The sequence below is a fragment of the Caldithrix abyssi DSM 13497 genome (genome assembly GCF_001886815.1).
GTDB classification, from domain to species: domain Bacteria; phylum Calditrichota; class Calditrichia; order Calditrichales; family Calditrichaceae; genus Caldithrix; species Caldithrix abyssi.
On sequence record NZ_CP018099.1, the window covers coordinates 4,741,989 to 4,761,869 of the forward strand.

A 19,881-nucleotide genomic window follows, 5' to 3' on the forward strand; every position below is an offset into this window, starting at 1 on the left:
GTTGTTTAAGGCAACACCGTTTTTGGTTGTGGCTATGCTGTGCTAGAATTAAAAATTACGAATTATCACGCGGAGCGGGAGGCTGTGCCCGAATTATCACGCGGAGCGGGAGGCAGTGCCCGAATAGGTAGAGTGCCGGTTCGCTTAGGATACTTCCTCTGGGAAATCTAAAGGAAAAGCGTTTGAAAATTTTTGTACTGTTGGATTGGTTGATTAGTTGAATGGTTGAATGGCAACTGTCCACTTTCAGCGTTCCCCTCTCCCAGACTATTATTCTTGGAAAAGGAGATCAAGAGGATGAGGGCAATTGAAACTATTTTAAATTTTTAACACTATTTGCGCTCTTTGTGACTCCTCTGAGCTCCCTGTGGTCGCTTGAAATAGTTTTTTAATTTTTTTCTGCGATGATTGGCGTAATCTGCATGAAAATTACTTCGCGCGCGTTGCGGTTGATTTTGGTAGCGGCTGTGCTGCCTTAGAAGTTTGAACCTTGATTAAAAGGATTACAGGATTGACTTGATTTTATGCACTCGATGCGACTTTATTCTCCAAATTTAATAAAAAAGTTAAAAAGGCAAATCTTGGTAATCCAAAAATCAAGCAAATCCTGGTTCAAAAATTAAATTGTTCATCGGCCGCTCATTTCGAATCCCCATCTGGCTGGATACAAAAATTTTTGTGCTGTTTTAAAAACTCATCCCCCAGCCCCTTTTCTTTAAAAAAGAGAAGGGGCGTAAATAGCGCCGATTTGCTTGGCTTTAGTCTCAGAACAGTTTGTTTAATCATTTTCTGCGATGATTGGCGTAATCTGCGAGAAAATTACTTTGAGCGCGTTGCGGTTGATTTTGGTAGCGGATTTGCTGGCCTGGAGTGAATACAAGGCTGAAAAACAAAAGGGTAAAAAATGTAAAATAAAACTTGACAAATGGGCAAATATATTCTTAATTTTATGCAAAGAAATTTGAGGAAATTTAGGAAAGAAATAAGGATTATCCTCCCTCCTAAACAAATAAAACCCTCAACATCATCCTTCGGCTCCACATCCTGTGGAGCCTTTTTTGTTTAAAAAAGCTTGACATAATGTTTGAATTACTCTATTTTTTTATTACCTTAAACTAATCGGGATGTTACAATGAAAAAATTTTTTCTTATCGCAATATTAATATTGACCGTTAATGCTTCTGCTGAAGTTGTTCACCGCATTATTATCGAGGGAGTCATCAATCCTGTTGCTACAGAATACATCACTAAATCCATCGAACAGGCGGAGGAGACAAATGTAGAGGCGCTGATCATTCAATTGGATACGCCCGGCGGCTTAATGGAATCCATGCATAAAATCGTTAAAGCGATTCAGGCTTCTGAGGTGCCGGTCATTGTTTATGTGGCGCCCAGCGGCTCGCGCGCCGGTTCCGCAGGCGTATTCATCACCTACGCCGCGCATATTGCATCCATGGCGCCATCGACCAATATCGGTTCCGCTCATCCTGTTTTTGGCGGCAGCCCCACCGGCGCTCAACCCGATACGGCCACAACCAGCACGTTGATGGAAAAGGTTGTTAACGACGCCGTGGCCAAAATACGCAGCCTGGCAGAAAAACGGGGGCGCAACGCAGACTGGGCGGAAAAAGCCATTACCGAAAGCGCCAATATCACCGAGAAAGAAGCCCTTAAATTAAAAGTGATCGATTTTATCGCCCCATCGGTAGACTCTCTTTTAAGCCTGATTGACGGCCGCCAGGTTGAACTGGATGTGGGCGTGGTCAAAACGCTGCGCACGGCCAATGCGCAGGTTATCACCTTTGAAATGAACTGGCGACAACGGTTGCTGGATATTATTAGCAACCCTAATGTGGCCTACATTCTTTTAATGCTGGGGATTTACGGAATTTTGTTCGAACTTTACAGCCCGGGCGCCATTTTACCGGGGGTTGTCGGCGGCATTTGTTTGATTTTAGGACTTTACGCCTTACAAACTCTGCCCGTCAATTACGCCGGATTTTTACTCATCATCTTTGCCGTTATTTTGTTTTTACTGGAAATAAAAATACCCAGCTATGGATTATTAACCATCGGCGGGATCATTTCATTAATCATGGGAAGCGTTATGTTGTTTGAAAGTCCTTTACCGTTTTTACGTGTTTCCTGGCAGGTAATCACTTTTGTGGTAACATTAAGCGTATTGTTCTTTGTCTTTGCCATCGGAATGGCCATTCGAACGCACCGCAAAAAACCTACCACCGGAGACGCCGGCCTGATCGGCGAGATTGGCGAAGTGTACAAGCCGTTGAATCCGGAAGGTACCATTAAGGTTCACGGCGAATACTGGAAAGCCGTAAGCGATGAGCCCTGCAAAAAAGGACAAAAAGTCGAAGTTGTCGAGTTTAACCGCAATACATTGGTTTTAAAAGTAAAACCGGTAAAATAAAATTGAGGAGCAGCATATGCCACAGTTTTTAATTACGCTTGTCATCTTTTTAATTCTGCTACTTTCCAGCGCCATTCGTGTTCTTAAAGAATATGAGCGGGGCGTTATCTTTCGTCTGGGGCGGCTGGTTGGCGGCAAGGGGCCCGGAATCATTTTCCTGATCCCTTTAATTGATCGCATGGTAAAAGTCAGTTTGCGTACGGTTGTAATGGACGTGCCGCCGCAGGATGTGATTACCAAAGATAATGTTTCGGTGCAGGTAAACGCCGTGCTTTACTTCCGCGTCATCAATCCGGAAAAGAGCGTTGTGGAAGTTGAAAACTATCTGTTTGCCACCTCGCAGCTGGCGCAAACCACCCTGCGCAGCGTGGTCGGTCAGGTGGAACTGGACGAACTGTTAATCGAGCGCGACAAAATAAACGCCCGTCTTCAGGAGATTATCGATCAACACTCCGATCCCTGGGGCGTTAAGGTTTCTCTGGTTGAAGTAAAACACATCGATTTACCAGAAGAGATGAAGCGCGCCATGGCCAAACAGGCCGAGGCCGAACGTGAGCGGCGGGCAAAAATCATTGCGGCTGAAGGCGAATTCCAGGCGGCAGATAAACTCACCCGGGCGGCCAAAATCATCGACACCAGCCCTTCGGCCCTGCAATTGCGCTTTTTGCAGACATTAATCGAAGTCAGCTCAGAAAAGAATTCCACGACCATCTTCCCGGTGCCCATCGATCTCTTTAAACCGTTTATCGAAAAAGGATTGAGAGATTTGTACGACAAATCGACGCGATCGGACGATGACCAGTAAACATCGCGCTAATGATTGCTCCAAGGCCGGGAAGGCGCTGCGCACGCTTTCCTGGCTTCAACCATTTCATGAGGTTGAAAGGCAAAAAATACCCGATAGTTTTGGGCCGGAGGCTTCGCTGCTGCGGACCGTCTTCCGACCAGAAACCGTAGAAAGTCCAGTTTACTTTGAGCGAGTTCCAGGCTAAAGGAAAGGCGAATATGCGAAAAAGCGTTTTAATGAGCTTAATCTTCTTTTTAGCATTATTTTCCGGCTGCAGCATGCAGCGAATGGCCATTCGGCAAATGGAGCCGGTTTTGAACAACAGCGTCGCCGCTTTTTTTGAAGAAGACGATCTGGAGCTTGCCAGGCAGGCCATGGCCGCCAACTTAAAGCTGGTTGAAGGCCTTTTAAAAAGCGACGCGCAAAACCAAACGTTACTTCAGATTCTGGCCCAGGGGTATGCCGGTTATGCCCTGGCCTTTGTCGAAGATACCAATGCCAATCGGGCGCGTAAACTCTATTTGCGCGCCAGAGACTATGCCTGGCGGCTGCTGGAAGCGCAAAATAAACAACTGGCCAAAACGCTTAAAACAGCCAGCGCCGCCGACTGGGAGCGCATTTTGTTAAAAGCCAGAAAAAAGAACGTTCCGGCGCTTTTCTGGCTGGGGTTTAGTTGGTCTTCTTATATTAATCTTTCCCTGGAAGATCCGCAGGCCATTCTGGATCTGGCCAGAGTTGAACCCGTTATGAAGCGCGTGCTGGAGCTGGATTCCAGCTATTTTTATGGAGCGACCTATCTGTTTTTTGGCAGTCTTTACGGTCAAAAACCGCCGCTTTTGGGCGGAAACCCACAAAAAGCCAGAGCGTTTTTCGAAAAGAATTTTAAACTGACCGGAGGAAAGTTTCTTTTGAGCTATGTGTACGCCGCGCGCTTTTACGCTGCAAAAACATTAAACGAGCAATTATTTGACAGCTATCTGCAAAAAGTTTTAGATTCTCCGATCGATATTCAACCCAATGTGCGGCTTTTAAATCAGGTGGCTAAACAAAAAGCTAAGCGATTACTGAAAAAAAAGTCTGAGATGTTTTAATAAAAACAGGGGCGGTGTAAATGTCTGTAAAAATCAGCAGAATGGTTCTTTTCATATTAGTGGCTACCGGCTTTTTATTCTCCAAACCGATCGTCATTAAATTTGCCACGCTGGCGCCCGATGGCTCTTCCTGGATGAAAATAATGCGTGAATTTGCCGCGGAAATCAAGGAAAAAACCGACGGTCAGGTGATCTTTAAAATCTACCCCGGCGGCATTCAGGGCGATGAAAAAGACGTTCTGCGAAAAATTCGCATTAATCAACTGCAGGGCGCGGGATTCACAGGCGTTGGCATGGGAGAAATTTTACCCGAAGTGCGCGTTCTGGATACGCCCTTCTTTTTTAAAAATTACGCCGAGCTGGACTACGTGTTAAATAAATTCGATCCTTATTTTGCCCAACGCTTTAAGAAAAAAGGATTTACTTTAATCGGCTGGGCAGAGGTCGGCAGCGTTTACATTTTTACCTCAAAAAAAGTACAAACGGTAGATGACTTTAAAAAGATTAAAATGTGGATCTGGGAAGGCGATCCCGTTGCCGAGGCGACCTTTAAAGCCTTTGGACTGAACCCCATCCCACTTTCTGTAACAGATGTGCTGACCAGCTTACAAACCGGCTTAATCGAAGGCGTTTACACCTCGCCGCTGGCCTGTCTGGTTCTGCAATGGTTCACTAAAGTCAAGTACGTTGTCGATGTTCCCCTGACCATTTCCAACGGCGCGGTTTTAATCTCTAACCGGGCCTTTAAAAAGATCTCTCCCGAACACCAACAAATCGTCCGTGAAACAGGATACCAATACTTTCGCCGTTTAACGGAAACCAGCCGCAAGGATAATGAAAAATCACTATTGAATATGCAGCAAAACGGGATTCAACTTTTAAAGCTCTCTTCTCCGGAAAATTTAAAACGATTTGATGAAATAGGCGAGCAGGCGCGTCGTTCGTTGATCGGGAAATTGTACGATGAAGAGCTGTTAATAAAAATTGAATCCACCCTGCAGGAATTCCGTACCAAGAAAAACAGGGAATAGTTTTTCAGAAAATTTAAGGAGCTTTTTTTCATGGAAAGAGAAAAATTATTAACCTACCTGAATCGATTTTTAAAATGCGACGAATTCAACGACATTTGTCCCAATGGTTTACAGGTAGAAGGTAAAAAGGAAATCAAAAAAATCGTAAGCGGTGTGTCGGCCTGCGTTGAACTTTTTGAAAAAGCCCTGGCCTTAAATGCCGACACCGTCCTTGTACACCACGGCATCATCTGGAATTTTGAACGTCCCGTTTACCAGGGCAGCTACAAAAAACGCGTAAAAATCCTGCTGGAAAATGATCTGAACCTGCTGGCTTACCATCTGCCGCTGGACGCTCATGAAATTGTGGGCAATAACATCCAGATTGCCAAACAGCTGGAACTTTTAGACATTCAACCGTTTGGCGATTACAAGGGGACGGCCATCGGTTTTTCGGGCGAGATTGAACCCATTTCAAGAAAAAAATTCTTCAACCGCATCAAAACGTTGATCAACGAAAACGCTCTGATTTTCCCCTACGGCCCGGAGAAAATTCGCACGGTGGGCATCATCAGCGGCGCCGCCCAGAAAGAAATTCAACAGGCGGTGTTAAAGGGGCTGGATGTTTACATTACCGGCGAGGTTAGCGAGCACATCATGCATTACGCCCGCGAGGAGGGCATTCACTTTGTCGCCGCCGGTCATTACGCCACAGAACGCTACGGCATAATTGCCCTCAGCCGGCACCTGAAGAGTAAATTTAACATTGAAGTGGAATTTGTAGATATTCCCAATCCGGTTTAGAATACTTTTGGTGAATACGTGGCACGTGACGGGTAATGTGTAAGAGTTTAGAGGTTTAGGGGGTTAGAGGAGAGTGGCCACTCGCTACCTTCGACTCCGCTCCCTTCGACTCCGCTCAGGGGGCGGTGAAAAAGCGAGCGGTTTCGGCCCGCGTTCTTTGTGAAGGATTGATTCACAGCTTAAAAGGCCTCCGGCTGAAAATTGCCAGAGACCTTTTTGTTTGAGTTTACTTAATCAACATCATCTTTTTGGACTGCGCAAAGCCTTTGTCTGTGGTCAGGCGGTAGATGTACACATCGAAGGAAAGTTTTTGAACCGGGATTAATAGGATTGAAGGATGGCCTTGATTTTAATGGCTCAAAGCAAGGTAACTTTAAAAATTAGGAGCATATTATCGACATCAAAAAAGCTTAATCTTGTTAATCCTTTAATCAAGAAAATCATAGTTCAGAACAATTTGCCCTTTCACAACACCGCCCGTGCTTCGGCATTTTCGGCGTGGAAAACAAGCGGCGTTTCCTGTTGATCCGCATGTTGAAAGGTAACATCCGTGCCTTCCCAGCCTAAAAAGTAGCCGGTAATGCTTTGCCCGTGGGCGGTAAAGGTTTGCTGGGCCTCGGCTTTGACTGAGTAGTAGGGAGGCTGCCAATCCGGCCAACCTTGCTCCAAAAACACGCCGCCGGTGGTTTCCCCAAATTTACCTTTGGGATAGTGGGGGGAAGACCAGGTAATAAAATCATCCGGTTGATTACCGTTTTGATCCACATACCAGGGATCGTGAAAGTCTATTTGTCCATCGGTAGCATCATCAGCATAAATTAAAACATTTTTTATGGTCACTGGATGCATTTGCAAAAAATTAGCATCTTGATTATTCCCAGCAAGTGCTTTAAAATAATGTTGTAATAAATACTCCTGACTCACTTCATTCCAATCGTGATGTTTATAATCGTCATTCACAGTCCAATTTAAAAATCGTTCGTTTTGAGTGTTAACAGTATAGCCAACCCCTTCATATACATTTTTATTGCTTCCAGATGGTATCGGATTTTGAGGGTCTTCTAATAATAGTAAAGTTCCGCCTGCATTTTGTTGATCTATTTTGTTGGTGAATGCCAACGAAACCCACGGTGGAGCGTCAATTTGGTAGGAATAACTGAAATTAATACCCGTTTGTTGAATGACTACAAAAAGTAAAGCGCCAAATCTTTTAGTCCATTCAGACATAAATCCATCATTAGCCTCGTCCAATGGTATCTCTTCCCATATCACCCGATTCCCATCTGCCCAGCTTAAAACCGCACTTAGCGAAACATTGTTCTGCCCATTAAACATTACTTTTAATGCTTCTTCTCCTCCCGGGTTCAATCTAATGTGATGAGCGGCAAGATGTTCTACACCACTTCCAGAACTGTTAACTGGATAAGTATTATGGGTAGCTTGAAGATTTGATTCTGGAAAACCATTAATACCTGCCTCATCATATCCAAAAAGGGAATTCCCCTGAGCATCTAAAATGGCACGACTTCCGGTATAATAATTCCAAACAACATATTCAACAAATGCATCCTCAAGGGAGGAACCCATTTGTTGCAATACATTATCATAAGTCGTAAGTACCGATTCATTGGGATTGCTTTCCCGTCTTTGCCAGAAAGCTAAAATAATAGGAGCAGAATGATAACTATTATTATCAAACTTCTGATGTAAAAAATCCTGCCAGAAATAATCCTCATAAGAACCTGTGCCGCCGTGATCGATTGCCCAATGGGGATGGGAAAAAGGATCTTCATAGCCAGTAAAATTTAACATCGTGTCATTTACATAATCAAATACAAGTTCCTCTACCCATGCGGCATCTAACTCTATCCAACCTGATTCCGACCATTGCGAATGGATATACTGACTGGCATGTTTGAATTCGTGGGCACAGGTTACCTTTGCCGAACCTTTCTGATTTCCCTCTGGATCCTGATTAAGAGGAAAACTTAAAAAATTATTGTGCAAGACAATACGAGTCCCTTCATTACCATCTACTCCCTGTGGTGTTGTGTATCCATAACTATTCATGTTTTCAAAGCTGATATTATAATATCCATCACCATTATTATCCACAGGCGCAGCAAAACCACACTGATTGATCAACACATCCCAGGAAGTATCCAGATAATCTGCAATCCATTCCACAAAATCAGGTATTCCATCACCGTCATTATCATCAGAAGGCACAGCGTTTGATCCTGTTGTCGTATATGAAATTTTAAAATATTTCATTGGGCTGATGTATGTAGATTCTCTTGCTTCTGTTTTTTGTAAATAACTTTCAATAATACGAATCGTCTCTGCTTTCAATCTGTTCTTCAACGCAAAATAATTCTTAATGGTCATAGTTCCACATTTTAAAGGAGTTAGTTTTTCAGAGAAATATTTTTTACTCAATTTTTGCGGCTCGAATATATAATAGAATTTATTCAACATTAACTCGTCAAGCGTTACTTCCCCTCTTTGATAGGCTGCTTCCAACTTTTTAAATTGGATGTCTCCTGCAAACATGACCAATGGAAACATTAATAATAGAATTAGGCATAAAACTATTTTCAATTTCATCTTTCGTGTCCTCCATAATGATTCTTTTTTACTTTAATAATAGAAAATGCAATAATTCTTATTAACCCGTTCAATTGGCATTTCTGGTCACGATTTCATTTGCTGTTCCTATGCCGAAGGAGATCTCTTAAAGAAATCATAAGTCCATCACCGCCTTCCTATCATGATGATCCCAGACCTCTCTATAACGTTTAAATATCGACGGCCTACAATCGCTACCAGATTATTCTTTACAGCTACCCCCCTTAACCGTAATTGAGGATCAAGCAATTCCGTAAACTTATACCAACTCAAACCATTATAATGCCACACCCAACCTTCATTACCGATAACAAACACATTATTCAATGCGCTGCCACGAAGTCTAAAATAAGTCCAATTAAAATCATTTCCTTTACGCAAGGAACGCACTTCTTTACATTCATCATCTAAACACTGGTAAACATCATAGCGAGTTAATACATACAAACGGCTGGAAGAGTCTAACCATACACTTTTAATTTCTCCTGAAATTTCCAGCGGCGTATAAGAAAAATCAGGCATCTTCTCTATAACCTTGTAAGCTGTTTTTCCCTTAATTTTTAAAAGCACATTCGGTTGAAAATCCCGCCATCCGCAAACCCAAATTTCACGACTGTCCTGGCTTCCCCAAATATCCAGTAAATCTACATCCGTCCCGCTTGCCCCTTCGGGGCTCTCAATCCGCTGCCACTGTTGCCCGTCGTAATGCGCAATTAAACCGCTATTGCCCACCACGTACAAATCCGAACTCGAGGTGCCCCAGATTTTGTTTATTGAAACAGGAGTACATTGATTTTTAATCTGGATTCCATTTTTAATAAATGTTATTTCCGAACCAGATGAGATAAATATAATATTATCTACAAAAAAGACAGACCTTGCAGTATATTGAAACATTCTACCGTTAGTACAAAATGTATGGAATAATATCTTTCTCAACTCCCATTTCTCCCCATCCCAGTGCGCGGCGTTGTATTTGTCGTCGGCCGTGTAAATTTCGCCTACCGCCCAGATATCGTTATCATCTATTATCGCTACGTCGTAAAAGCTGCTGCTGCCGCCTTCGCCGCCAAACTCAAAGGTCTGCCAGGTAAAATCGTGACTGGTGGTGTCCATGGTGGTGGCGGTTACAGCGGGGCTCCTAGTCAGCAATTTGTTGCCGTCATAAACCGCCGCGTTAAAGGCGTAGCCGGTGTTGGGCCACAGGCCGTCCACGTACAACAGACTGTCTTCGGTGGTCAGGGGCTTTTCCAGAATCAATTTGTCGTCTTTAAACAGTTTGAGCGTTTTGTTCAGGTAATCGCTTTTGGCTTGCAGGCTCAGCCAGGCTTCGGTGCAGGAAACGTCCAATACTTGCAGCTGCAGGTTCTGTGGGTTGTAAACGGGTTCGGTGCTTCGTTTGCAAGAAGAAAGATTAAAGATTAAAGATGAAAGAAAGAAAAAGGAAAAAAGAAAAAGGAAAAAGGAAAAGTTTTTTTTGCTTTCTTGTTCCATGGGTTTACTCCTGTTGTTTGTACGGTTGTGGGCGCTGGTAATTTACTGTGGGGAGCGACGGTGAACAAGAGGAGGTAATTTAAAAGTATAAGAGTTTATTGGTTTAGCGGTTTAGAAGTTTAGGATACTTCCTCTGGAAGATTAATCCCGCCCGGTCAGGATTTGAAATTTTTTGTGATGCTGGATTGGTTGAATGGTTAATTAGTTGAATGGTTGAATGGTCGCAGGCTGTCATGCCGAATACCCGCCATGACGGTATGCGCGTAAATTGTGCCGATTTGCTTAACTTAGCTCTCAGAAAAGTTTGTTTAATCATTTTCTGCGATGATTGGCATAATCTGCGAGAAAATTACTTTGCACGCGTTGCGGTTGGTTTTGTTTGCGGCTACACTGCCTTGGATCATTATCAAAATTACCTTTCTGCAAAATTACTTCACTTATGCCTGTTGGATTTCCTGTTTCAGACAACTTTTCATAATTGAATGCGATATATATAGTATGTTCACTGGGACCAATGGTTCCAGGCACATAAGTCTCTGCAATCGAAGGCGCCGGATCAATATTTGGGCCTCCTGTAAGTACAAGATAATCGTTCGCATAAATAGTTGACCAGGTATTAGTAGCCGTTTCATAGTATCTGAATTTAATAGAACTATACTCTTTTGCATACCAGGAAAATACGATCCATCCACTTTCGTTATGACCTGCTATAGAAGGATTTATACAATTATCCGATAAGTTTATTTTTTCTTCTTTACTCCAGGTTTTACCGCCATCGGAAGACTTCGTAAGCCAGATATTGCCATTATCTTCGTAAACCAAATATAGGGTATTATTGTTATCTTTAAAAATCCGCCGGCCATTGTTGTAGCCAGTGGCGCGCGCTTTATCAGAAGCTAAATGGCCTTTGTAATTAGCCTGAATTGAAGCGTTTGATTTTTCAAAAACAATTTCTGTTTGATTGTTTGATGCATCCTGATAATTAACGTCTGTACCCGTCCATTCTTTAAAATAGTAAATAATATTCTCATTATGAACATTTTGCTGGTGTGATGGAGGCTGCTTAATTTCATAAATTGGATACTGTTCATAAAAATTCTCATTTTGTTTAATCAGCGCTCTAAAGTTATTTCCTGAAATTTCTCTAAATTCATTGAGCTGTTGGTCATTGGATAGATACCACGGATCGCGAAGATAAAAAGTTGCTTCCGTTGGAAGATCAATATTGATTAATTCTAAAGGTGCAAACTCGGCATGTTGTTTAGTTTCTTTGTCGCTTGTTTTCACTATTCTTGTGTTTCTTTTTATTAAATAATCCTCAGCTTTCCCATTCCAACGATAGTGCTGATAATCCTTTAAATTATAATTAATAACCTGATCCTGGGTTCCGATTTCATACTGTTTTGAATCCAATAAGTTCACTGTTTCGCCGGATGACACGCTATGATTATCATAAAATAATTCGCCTGATACCATTTCATTATTAATTTGGTTGGCGAATTCTACCTCTGTTTCAATTAACTTTTTCAAATCGGGCTGAGTTTCTAAAGCCCAGTTTAAACGTTGAATTTGATTTGGCGTCAAACCTGTTCCGGGATTTTGGCGGTTCATTAAATTATCAGGCTCGTTTATTTCTGTATCGTCCAAAAAATCACGGACGTTCGTTCCAAAATGTGTTTCATCCGTGTCGTATAATCCCAAAGACTGTGCCACATAATATTGCAAATCATAACCAAGTGCATTTCTATTAATATAAATACAACTGCCGAAGATTTTTTCAACCGAACCAGAGACTGTATAATCAGTTTCATTGTACCTTACTTTTACATCTAAAGGCATACTGGAAATTCTCAAATATTTATCAGGATACATTTTAATATCATTTAAAGGCGTTATAGAACAATCAGTGAATAAATAATCTAAACTACCGGAAGCAGCTCCTGTCTGGATGGTTTTTCTCTGATAGTTATCATCAGCTAACGAGAATTCTATTTTTGCATCAGCAAATACCATATTCAAATTTTCAATAGCTGTTTGCCACTCCTCCTTTGCCGTTTCAAAATCCTTTGTATAATAATATTTCTCCCCATCCCACCAATCTGTATCACTATACTCAACCACATAAACATCAATATGTTTAACGGCTTCCGGTGTATACTGAGATAAATCCGTATTGCCCATTGGGTCACTACTCATCGACTCCACATAACAGCGTATGTAAAATTGGTTCGCTACTTCAGATATAGTGTAACCAGTTAATAGTAACAAGTTAAACAACAAAATATAAACAACTTTTTTCATAATGCTTGCCTTTCATTTAATTATATTGATTTCTAAAATTCTACCATAGGCAGTAAAAATTGTGTATATTAATACCGCCCTTGATACACCGTTCTCTGTTGATCAGGGGATGCCTGGGTGTGGGAGAAGCACACTCAGGCATTTTTATATATCGTTCATATCGATTATCTCCTTTCCTGTTATAGGTTATCTGTAGCCGCGATAAACAAATCTATTTCCCCCTACAAATACGCAATCATCAGAAACAAAACTACCCGCATAGAAATTATCATTTTTCCGGAGAAACGAAATATACCTTTTCCAGGATTTACCGTTATAATGATGAAGCGTATAAAAATGACCAATCATAAAAAGATCGTTACGGTTTCGTGCGAATATTTTTTCTTCTGCCCCGATAGGATGAAAAGAAAAAGGCTCGATTCTTCCCTTTCCAGTTATTATGGATTCATGCCAAAAACCATGCCCCGAGCCCATAATGATACTGTCTTTATCAGCCCAAATCCCTCTATACTGGCCGATAGGCCCTCCTTCAAATGGCGGGCCTTCGTTATATCTGTAATGATATTTGACTTTCCATGAACTTCCATTGAAAAACAAAAGAACGCTATGACCGCCGTGTAATCCCCTGTCATCGCCAACCACCCATATATGGTTTTCATCAATTCCATAAATGTGAGTGAGATTTACGTTTGTTTTGCTTTCCATCTTCTTAAAAGTATATCCATCAAAATGAATAATAGTGCCTGTAAGGCCAATGAAAAATACATTGGAAGAGTCTAACCCCCAGACCTTTGTCACACCACCTTCCGTTTCATTTAAAATACCCATGTTCCAAGGATGATATAATTTCCAATATTTACCATTCCAATGAATCATACCTCCGTCTGTTAGCCAGATATTGTTTTTATTAAAAACATGAATACCCATATATGGCCCTTCTTTAAGAATAGACTGTAATTTCCATGTTTTGCCGTTCCAATATCCATAATTGAATTTCTCCGTTTCACCAGTTTGTGAGTTTGATCTAGAAAATTCACCAACCAACCAAACATTATTTTCGTCCAGTCCTGAAATATCAAAAACAGTTCCAGGTAATGTGTCAATTTGCCATGCAAAAGAATGGCTGCTTGTATCGAGATTTCTTTTAGCCGCATCCTTAACAAGCGGTTCAGTGGCCCTTTTGCAAGAAAGAAGTAAAATAAAAAAAGACAAAAGACAAAAGAAAAATGGAAAAGATTTTTTACTTAATTGTGGCATTTTGTTGCTCCTGAGTTTGGGTGTTGTTAGACAAAAACAATCTAAAACATCGGCAGAAAAATAATAAAAAACTCTTAAGAAATTTTTTGAAAGTAAATAAAAAATGTGGAGGGGGGGGATACGCATGTACACCATTTTTTCTTCTACAAAAATTTTCAAAAGGATAACCATCTTCATGGTTCAGTCCCTTATTTTAAATTTAAAAAAATCCTTTTAAAGAGATGAACCGTCCGTGGAGGTAAGTTAACTAATCAAAAATAAGATATGAAAAAATAAATGTCAAATGAAATTAGTTGGTTTTTGGTATAGGTGTTTAGCGGTTTAGAAGTTTAGGGGAGAGTGGCCACTCGCTCCCTTCGACTACGCTCCCTTCGACTACGCTCAGGGAGCGGGAAGGAAGTGAGCGGTTTTAATACGTTCTGTCACCGCAGATTTTTGTCCTGCCAAATCTGCGCCAAAGAAATTACGATTTAAAATCCACTGCCGTTGATTAAATCAAAAGCTCCCTTTTTCAATCGGGCAATAAAGTGTTCATCGGCCGGCGGGAATTGGAAGGCGTCCAATTGATCGGGATTTATCCAGCGAAAGGCGTCAACTTCCAGCGCTTTGATCTGCTGCGCTGCAGATTTTAACCGACAGCCATAAAAGAAAATATCAATTCGTTTTTCCGGATATTCAAATTGTTCACGCCAGAGCAGCTGCCGCACGTCAACTTCCACATCCAGCTCCTCTTTGATTTCCCGTTGCAGGGCCATTTGCGGCGTTTCGGAATCCTTTATCTTGCCGCCGGGGAATTCCCACAGACCTCCCAGGTGGCTGCCCTCCGGACGCCTGGTAATCAGAACTTGCCCTTCATCGTTTACGATTACAGCCGCGGCAACGCGAATCAACCGCTTTTGAGACCGATATTTCTCCACCCGTTATTCTCACTAAAATGTTTACAAAGCGCATTAAAAACGAAAGCGCATTCTTTCAGTAAACCAAAACATTGAACGTAATCGCAGCGGGCGCCGGCCTCTCTAAAAAGCTAATTCTGCTGCGCTCCTGCGAACCGTTGGTTGTTTATTTTAGCAATTCGGAAACCGAGCGCTTTTGATTAATATTGTAGATGACCTCGGCAAACAACGGGGCAATGGTTACCTCGTCATACCAGGGGGTGTTCTTTACAAATTCCTGCCCATGGAAAACCGCATCTGTTCCGATCACCTTAGCAATCAACCCCTCTTCATAGGCTTTTGAAAGCAACTCGACGGCAGGCTCGTTGAAAAACGGCAGACTGCAGGTCACGTAAATCTTTTGGGCGCCTTTATCCTTTAACAATTTGACTGCGTTAATGATGGTGCCGCCGGTACTGATCATATCATCCGGGATTAAAACGTCTTTGCCATCCACATCGCCCACCAGACGCATGCTGCTGATTACGCTTTTTTTGGAATAGTCGCGCGCTTTATCCACAATAGCCAGATGGGCGTGTAGCGTTTTCGAATAGTAGCGGGCACGCTCAGCGCCGCCCACATCCGCAGCCGTGATAACCAGGTCGTTGGCGCTGTAATTTTCTTTAAAATGCTTGATTATGTAATTGGAAGCGTGCAAATTTTCCAGCTTTGCGGTGGTAAAAAAGCCCATGATGGCCTCGGCATGAACATCCAGGGTAATGACGCGGTTAGCGCCGGAAACTTCGATGAACTGCGCCACCTGTTTGGCTGTAATGCATTCGCGCGTTTTTTTGCGTTCCTGGCGCGAATAGGGAAACTGCGGGATGACCGCCGTAATAGAATCGGCATCGGATTGAAAGGCGGCGTTAATGGCCGTTAGCAAGGCCATCAAATTGTCGTTCACCGATTTTTCGCTCAGCGGATCGTCAATACACTGCACAATGTAGTGATCGTCGCCGCGCACATTTTCATGAATAACGGTTTTTACTTCGCCATTGGAAAAGGTAATTTCTTCAGAATGGATCAGTCTCAGCGGTAAACTATGCGTTTCATTTTGTATTATTTCATTTAAATGTTGTATAATCCTGGTAGCAAAAGCTCGCCCGGAATCACAGGCCATGATGCTCATGGCCCCGCGTTCACCTTTTGTGCGAACTATGGTGGTCGAATCCAATTTGAGTCTCCTCTCTTATGAGTAAACTGGTTTAAACTCTTTAAAATGTTTATTGATTTTATCGATCATTTGCTCATGAATTAGGCCATTGGTGGCCAGGGTGTAGCGGGCATATAAAAAATCCTCGCTGCCCCAGAAATCCGTCACTTTACCCCCTGCCTCCTCGATAATAATCCAGCCGGCGGCCTGATCCCAGGGGCTGAGCCCCAGCTCCCAGAAGCCGTCAAAGCGTCCGGCCGCCACGTAAGCCAGATCGATGGCTGCGGCGCCCATTCTGCGTTTTCCGATGCAATCGGTGAAAATATCCTTAAAGACGGCTAAATAATCATTCAAAAAATGCTTTGCTTTAAATGGAAAACCCGTGGCAATAAAACTTTCATCCAGTTTGTTTTTTTTACTGACGGAAATGGGAGCGTCGTTCAAAAAAGCGCCCTTTCCTTTTTCGGCCCAGAACATTTCGCGGTGCAGCGGATCATAAATGACGCCGGCAACCGGCCGACCTTTAAAAAGCAAAGCGATGGAAATGGCAAAAATCGGAATGCCCTGCAAAAAATTGGTGGTTCCGTCAAGCGGATCGATAATCCACAGATAGTCGTCCTCATGCGCCGACCCGCCTACCTCTTCTGCCAGAAAGGCGTGCTGTGGGTAGGCCTTCCGAATGGTCTTCAGAATGGTCTGTTCCGATTGTTCATCCACAAAGCTAAGAAAATCATTCCTTTGTTTGCGTCTAATCGCCTGCTGCGGAATTTTTCGGAAGTGCTCAAGCAAAATTTCGCCTGCCGCCGATGCTGCCTGTTTGGCCACTTCGATCATCTTCAACCTCGATTCAATAATTCGATAATTTTTTGATGGAGTTTGCCGTTGGTAACCACCAACCCCCGGTTGGCCATTAGCTTTTTACCATGATTGAATTCCAGAGGTTTCCCGAACATATCCGTAACCGTTCCTCCGGCCTCCTGCACGATAAGAGCGCCGGCGGCATGATCCCAGATTTTTTCTCGATAATCGGGTTTTTCCGAGTTGGGAAGCCTTAAATACACATCGGCATCGGCCCGCGCCAGAACGGCATATTTAACCTGGCTGTCAAAACGCACCGCTTTGGCCCGATCGCCAAAATGGGCCATCAGTCTTCCCTGCAGCGAATGGTTGGCGTGCCCCGCTTCCACACTTTCCAGAAAACGGACAACATCTTCAGGATCATTGTCTGACACATGCACCTGTTTTGCTTCACCTCCGCCCAACGGCAGGGTAAAAGCGCCCTCGCCTTTAATGGCGTACATCAATGTGCCCCGGTCGGCCTGCCCGTTAAATGGCAGGTTTGGACAGCCCAGCACGCCTAAAACCGGCTGACCATCCTTAAGCAGGGCAAGGGCAATGGCGTATTGATCTTTTCTTAAAAAGCCCTTGGTGCCATCGATGGGATCCAGCGTCCAGAACAGAGCGCCTGGCTCGCCGTTGCCCAGATCGATACTGTCAAGAATTTGATCCACAGACCAGTCGGGCAGGAATTGGCCAATCTTGTTTAAAACTTCGCGATTTTCATCCTGACGCAAACTTTGCGCGTCTTCTTCGCCAACAATGTCTATTTCCGGGAAAGCTTCTTTTAAACGTTTGCAAATAATGGCCTGCGAGGCAAAATCGGCAACCGTAACCGGGCTGCGGTCTTTTTTGGTTAACGAATCTTCTTCCACTAACTGAGCCTGAACCTGTTGACATATTTTTGCGGCTTGCTCAACGGCCTGCAGCGCTATCGTCAAATACGTTTTCATGTCTGGTTTCCTTTTTTAATGATGTTCTTTGAACTTTTTTTCTCCCGCCTTTACAGGAATCGGTATTTGATTGGAAAAGGGCGGTATGGCGCAACTATAGCGATCGCTGTATGCGCAATAGGGATTATAGGCAAAGTTAAAATCAACGATAAACAGATTTTCGCTGGTACGCTTAAGGTCGATATAACGGCCGCCGGCATAGGTTTGTTCGCCCGAAGTCGCATCCCAGAAGCCCAGAAAAAGGTGGCCTTCGTCGTCGGGATTTTGTCCTAAAATTTTAATCACGTCCAGTTTAATGGGCGTGCCATTTTTAGCGAATTGAAAATAGCCGTAGCGGAGGGCAGGACGCTCGTCGCCAGGACGCGTGCCTTTAATAACCATCTTTTGTGGGTTGGGATAAACATAAAGCGGCAATTCAAAGCGCCACGAAGGATCGTAATCAAAATAATTTAATCCATTAAACATCGCCCGATCTTCCGGCGTAAGCGGCGACCACTCGGCAAATTTAAACAACGAATCTTTTTCGGCCTTAAAACGTTGCCACTCGGCTCGCCATCCCTGCGCCTGCGTTTGCCTGGATTGCCGACAGGAAACGCCCGTTACCATCAGTAAAAACGCCAATATCCAAATCCGTTTCATTATTTCTCCGGGTAGTTAGGTCGGCTCAAATTTATTGAAGGATGGTTCATATTGCAAATATGTATTCAGGTAAACTTATGAAAAAATTAACCAGACGGTTTTTACCGTCTAAAGAGCACCGCCAAACAACTACCAGCCGCCGTTCTTCGCTTAAAATCTGTTGGTCAGTTTTATTTCCAGGCCTTCGAATTCCGGTTCGTAGCGGCAAATTCCGCCCACGCAAATAAAACCTTCTCGGCGCGTGCCGTACAAAATGGACAGCCGTTGATTTTTCCAGAAGTTAAAGGAGACCTGGCCGTACAGCCACTGGTGCCGATCCATCTGCACATTACGAATTTTGTATTTGTTGGTGTACTCACCAACCAGGGCGAAACTCACCCACGGCGAACGCGAATATTCGACCAACGCCAGTTCGTTGTCGTACTCGCTTAAATCCAGTTTGTTTTTAGTGTGCTGATGCTGAATGCTGATGTGCAATTGATCGCGTCTGGTTAAATTGTAAATGGCATCAAAAATCGCCGTAATATTCTCAGTGTTGGTCGAAAAATCAAAATTCCAGTCCACAAGCGCGTGATATTCAAAGTTTTCTTTCCAGTAATGCGTCATCTCCAGATAGTATTCCTGAAAAATGCGCCGTCGGTCGTGCGTAAACGTTTGTGAATGATTGAAAACGAACTGTATTTCCATATTGGGGTTGTAATTAACCTCCAGTTGATAGCCTTTTTCATCGTTCTGGTTCAAAAAATGGGGATGGCGATTCAATAAGGAAAAAGCATGTTCGCGCGTAAGAGAGGGCGCGGCATTGTATTCCATTAAATAGGCGTTTTGAAACGACAGGCGATTATAATCTTTTAATTCCAGTAAAGCATTCCACTTTTCGCCATACGTGCTTACGGCCACATAATAACTGAAGGCCGGGCTCCACTGGGGCTTTACAACTTCGGTGTAAAGATCGAATAAATCGTGTGTAAAGTTGGTGCGCGCCGACCATAGACCCTTTTGATCTTTAAAATATTGCGGGTTGTGCTGATACAAATAACTGGTTCCAATCTTAAAAGAGCGGCTGGCCTTGAGTTCCACATCTGCGCCGCTCAGCCACTCTTTGCGGCGATTGTACTTATCGCGCATTCTGCCGCTGAGCGCCTGAAACTTTAGTTTTTTAAAGTGCAGCACCATTTTAGCGCCCAGGAGATTATTATCCACGCGTAAATTTCGGTCTTCATAGGTTCTCAGGGTTAAGCCTCTGCCAAACATGGCGTAGTAATTGCCAACGGTAACATCCAGAAAACGGTGGCGAATGCGCGCATAAGCGAATGTAAGTTCATAATGTTTAAGCAACGTGTCCTGCGGAAAAATGGTTGGATCCGGAGGTTCATTGATTTCAAACCGCCCTCCGATTTGCAGCCAGTCGCGCTGGTAAGTGACGTCGGTCCAATTTTCAAGAATATCCAGATCCCTGGATTGCCAGTGCGTAAACTCCAGCTGGTTACGGACGGAAATCTGCGCCAGCAACGTCTGGGCGCACAAAAAAAGAAGAATCAAAACGCCTTTGTAAAAATTCATG

At 43.3% G+C, this 19,881-nt stretch carries 16 protein-coding genes; 6 read left to right on the plus strand and 10 right to left on the minus strand.

Annotated features, from left to right (window positions below; translation table 11 throughout):
* Positions 1-794: 794 nt before the first annotated feature.
* The 6 genes from Cabys_RS20190 to Cabys_RS18650 all read left to right on the plus strand — a co-directional run bounded on the left by Cabys_RS20190 (position 795) and on the right by Cabys_RS18650 (position 6,120).
* A complete protein-coding gene (locus Cabys_RS20190; RefSeq protein ID WP_169833737.1) occupies positions 795-965 on the plus strand; it encodes a hypothetical protein in 171 nt (56 codons plus the stop codon).
* Between the two features lie 167 nt (positions 966-1,132).
* Positions 1,133-2,428 (plus strand): NfeD family protein, encoded by a 1,296-nt coding sequence (locus tag Cabys_RS18625; RefSeq protein ID WP_006927792.1) that lies wholly within the window; start codon positions 1,133-1,135, stop codon positions 2,426-2,428.
* Between the two features lie 16 nt (positions 2,429-2,444).
* Positions 2,445-3,233, plus strand: a complete 789-nt coding sequence (locus Cabys_RS18630) for a slipin family protein (RefSeq protein WP_006927791.1) — start codon at positions 2,445-2,447, stop codon at positions 3,231-3,233.
* A 200-nt stretch (positions 3,234-3,433) separates the two neighbouring features.
* Positions 3,434-4,306: a TRAP transporter TatT component family protein gene (locus Cabys_RS18640; protein ID WP_006927790.1), complete on the plus strand. Its 873-nt coding sequence runs from the start codon at positions 3,434-3,436 to the stop codon at positions 4,304-4,306.
* 20 nt (positions 4,307-4,326) lie between these two features.
* Positions 4,327-5,337 carry a TRAP transporter substrate-binding protein gene (locus tag Cabys_RS18645; RefSeq protein WP_006927789.1) on the plus strand — a complete coding sequence of 337 codons (1,011 nt, stop codon included), beginning with the start codon at positions 4,327-4,329 and terminating at the stop codon, positions 5,335-5,337.
* Positions 5,338-5,367: 30 nt separating this feature from the next.
* Positions 5,368-6,120, plus strand: coding sequence for a Nif3-like dinuclear metal center hexameric protein (locus Cabys_RS18650; protein ID WP_006927788.1), 753 nt, complete (start codon positions 5,368-5,370; stop codon positions 6,118-6,120).
* 465 nt (positions 6,121-6,585) lie between these two features.
* Here Cabys_RS18650 and Cabys_RS18655 read toward each other — a convergent pair whose 3' ends face one another.
* The 10 genes from Cabys_RS18655 to Cabys_RS18700 form a co-directional block, all read right to left on the minus strand.
* Positions 6,586-8,727: an MXAN_6640 family putative metalloprotease gene (locus Cabys_RS18655; protein ID WP_006927787.1), complete on the minus strand. Its 2,142-nt coding sequence runs from the start codon at positions 8,725-8,727 to the stop codon at positions 6,586-6,588.
* Between the two features lie 147 nt (positions 8,728-8,874).
* A complete protein-coding gene (locus Cabys_RS18660) occupies positions 8,875-10,242 on the minus strand; it encodes a hypothetical protein (RefSeq protein ID WP_006927786.1) in 1,368 nt (455 codons plus the stop codon).
* Positions 10,243-10,554: 312 nt separating this feature from the next.
* Positions 10,555-12,543: a sialidase family protein gene (locus Cabys_RS18665; protein WP_006927785.1), complete on the minus strand. Its 1,989-nt coding sequence runs from the start codon at positions 12,541-12,543 to the stop codon at positions 10,555-10,557.
* Positions 12,544-12,729: 186 nt separating this feature from the next.
* Positions 12,730-13,977 (minus strand): WD40/YVTN/BNR-like repeat-containing protein, encoded by a 1,248-nt coding sequence (locus Cabys_RS18670; RefSeq protein WP_006927784.1) that lies wholly within the window; start codon positions 13,975-13,977, stop codon positions 12,730-12,732.
* A 293-nt stretch (positions 13,978-14,270) separates the two neighbouring features.
* Positions 14,271-14,717 (minus strand): 8-oxo-dGTP diphosphatase MutT, encoded by a 447-nt coding sequence (gene mutT / locus Cabys_RS18675; protein WP_006927783.1) that lies wholly within the window; start codon positions 14,715-14,717, stop codon positions 14,271-14,273.
* 145 nt (positions 14,718-14,862) lie between these two features.
* The gene (locus Cabys_RS18680; RefSeq protein ID WP_006927782.1) at positions 14,863-15,909 is read right to left on the minus strand and encodes a ribose-phosphate diphosphokinase; all 1,047 of its coding nucleotides are present in this window, start codon (positions 15,907-15,909) and stop codon (positions 14,863-14,865) included.
* A 15-nt stretch (positions 15,910-15,924) separates the two neighbouring features.
* Positions 15,925-16,722 (minus strand): inositol monophosphatase family protein, encoded by a 798-nt coding sequence (locus tag Cabys_RS18685; RefSeq protein ID WP_006927781.1) that lies wholly within the window; start codon positions 16,720-16,722, stop codon positions 15,925-15,927.
* A 2-nt stretch (positions 16,723-16,724) separates the two neighbouring features.
* Complete coding sequence (locus tag Cabys_RS18690) at positions 16,725-17,678, minus strand: 3'(2'),5'-bisphosphate nucleotidase (protein WP_006927780.1); 954 nt, start codon at positions 17,676-17,678, stop codon at positions 16,725-16,727.
* Positions 17,679-17,693: 15 nt separating this feature from the next.
* Positions 17,694-18,317 (minus strand): DUF1684 domain-containing protein, encoded by a 624-nt coding sequence (locus Cabys_RS18695; RefSeq protein ID WP_006927779.1) that lies wholly within the window; start codon positions 18,315-18,317, stop codon positions 17,694-17,696.
* A gap of 150 nt (positions 18,318-18,467) precedes the next feature.
* The gene (locus tag Cabys_RS18700) at positions 18,468-19,880 is read right to left on the minus strand and encodes a DUF6029 family protein (protein ID WP_006927777.1); all 1,413 of its coding nucleotides are present in this window, start codon (positions 19,878-19,880) and stop codon (positions 18,468-18,470) included.
* Position 19,881 lies beyond the last annotated feature (1 nt).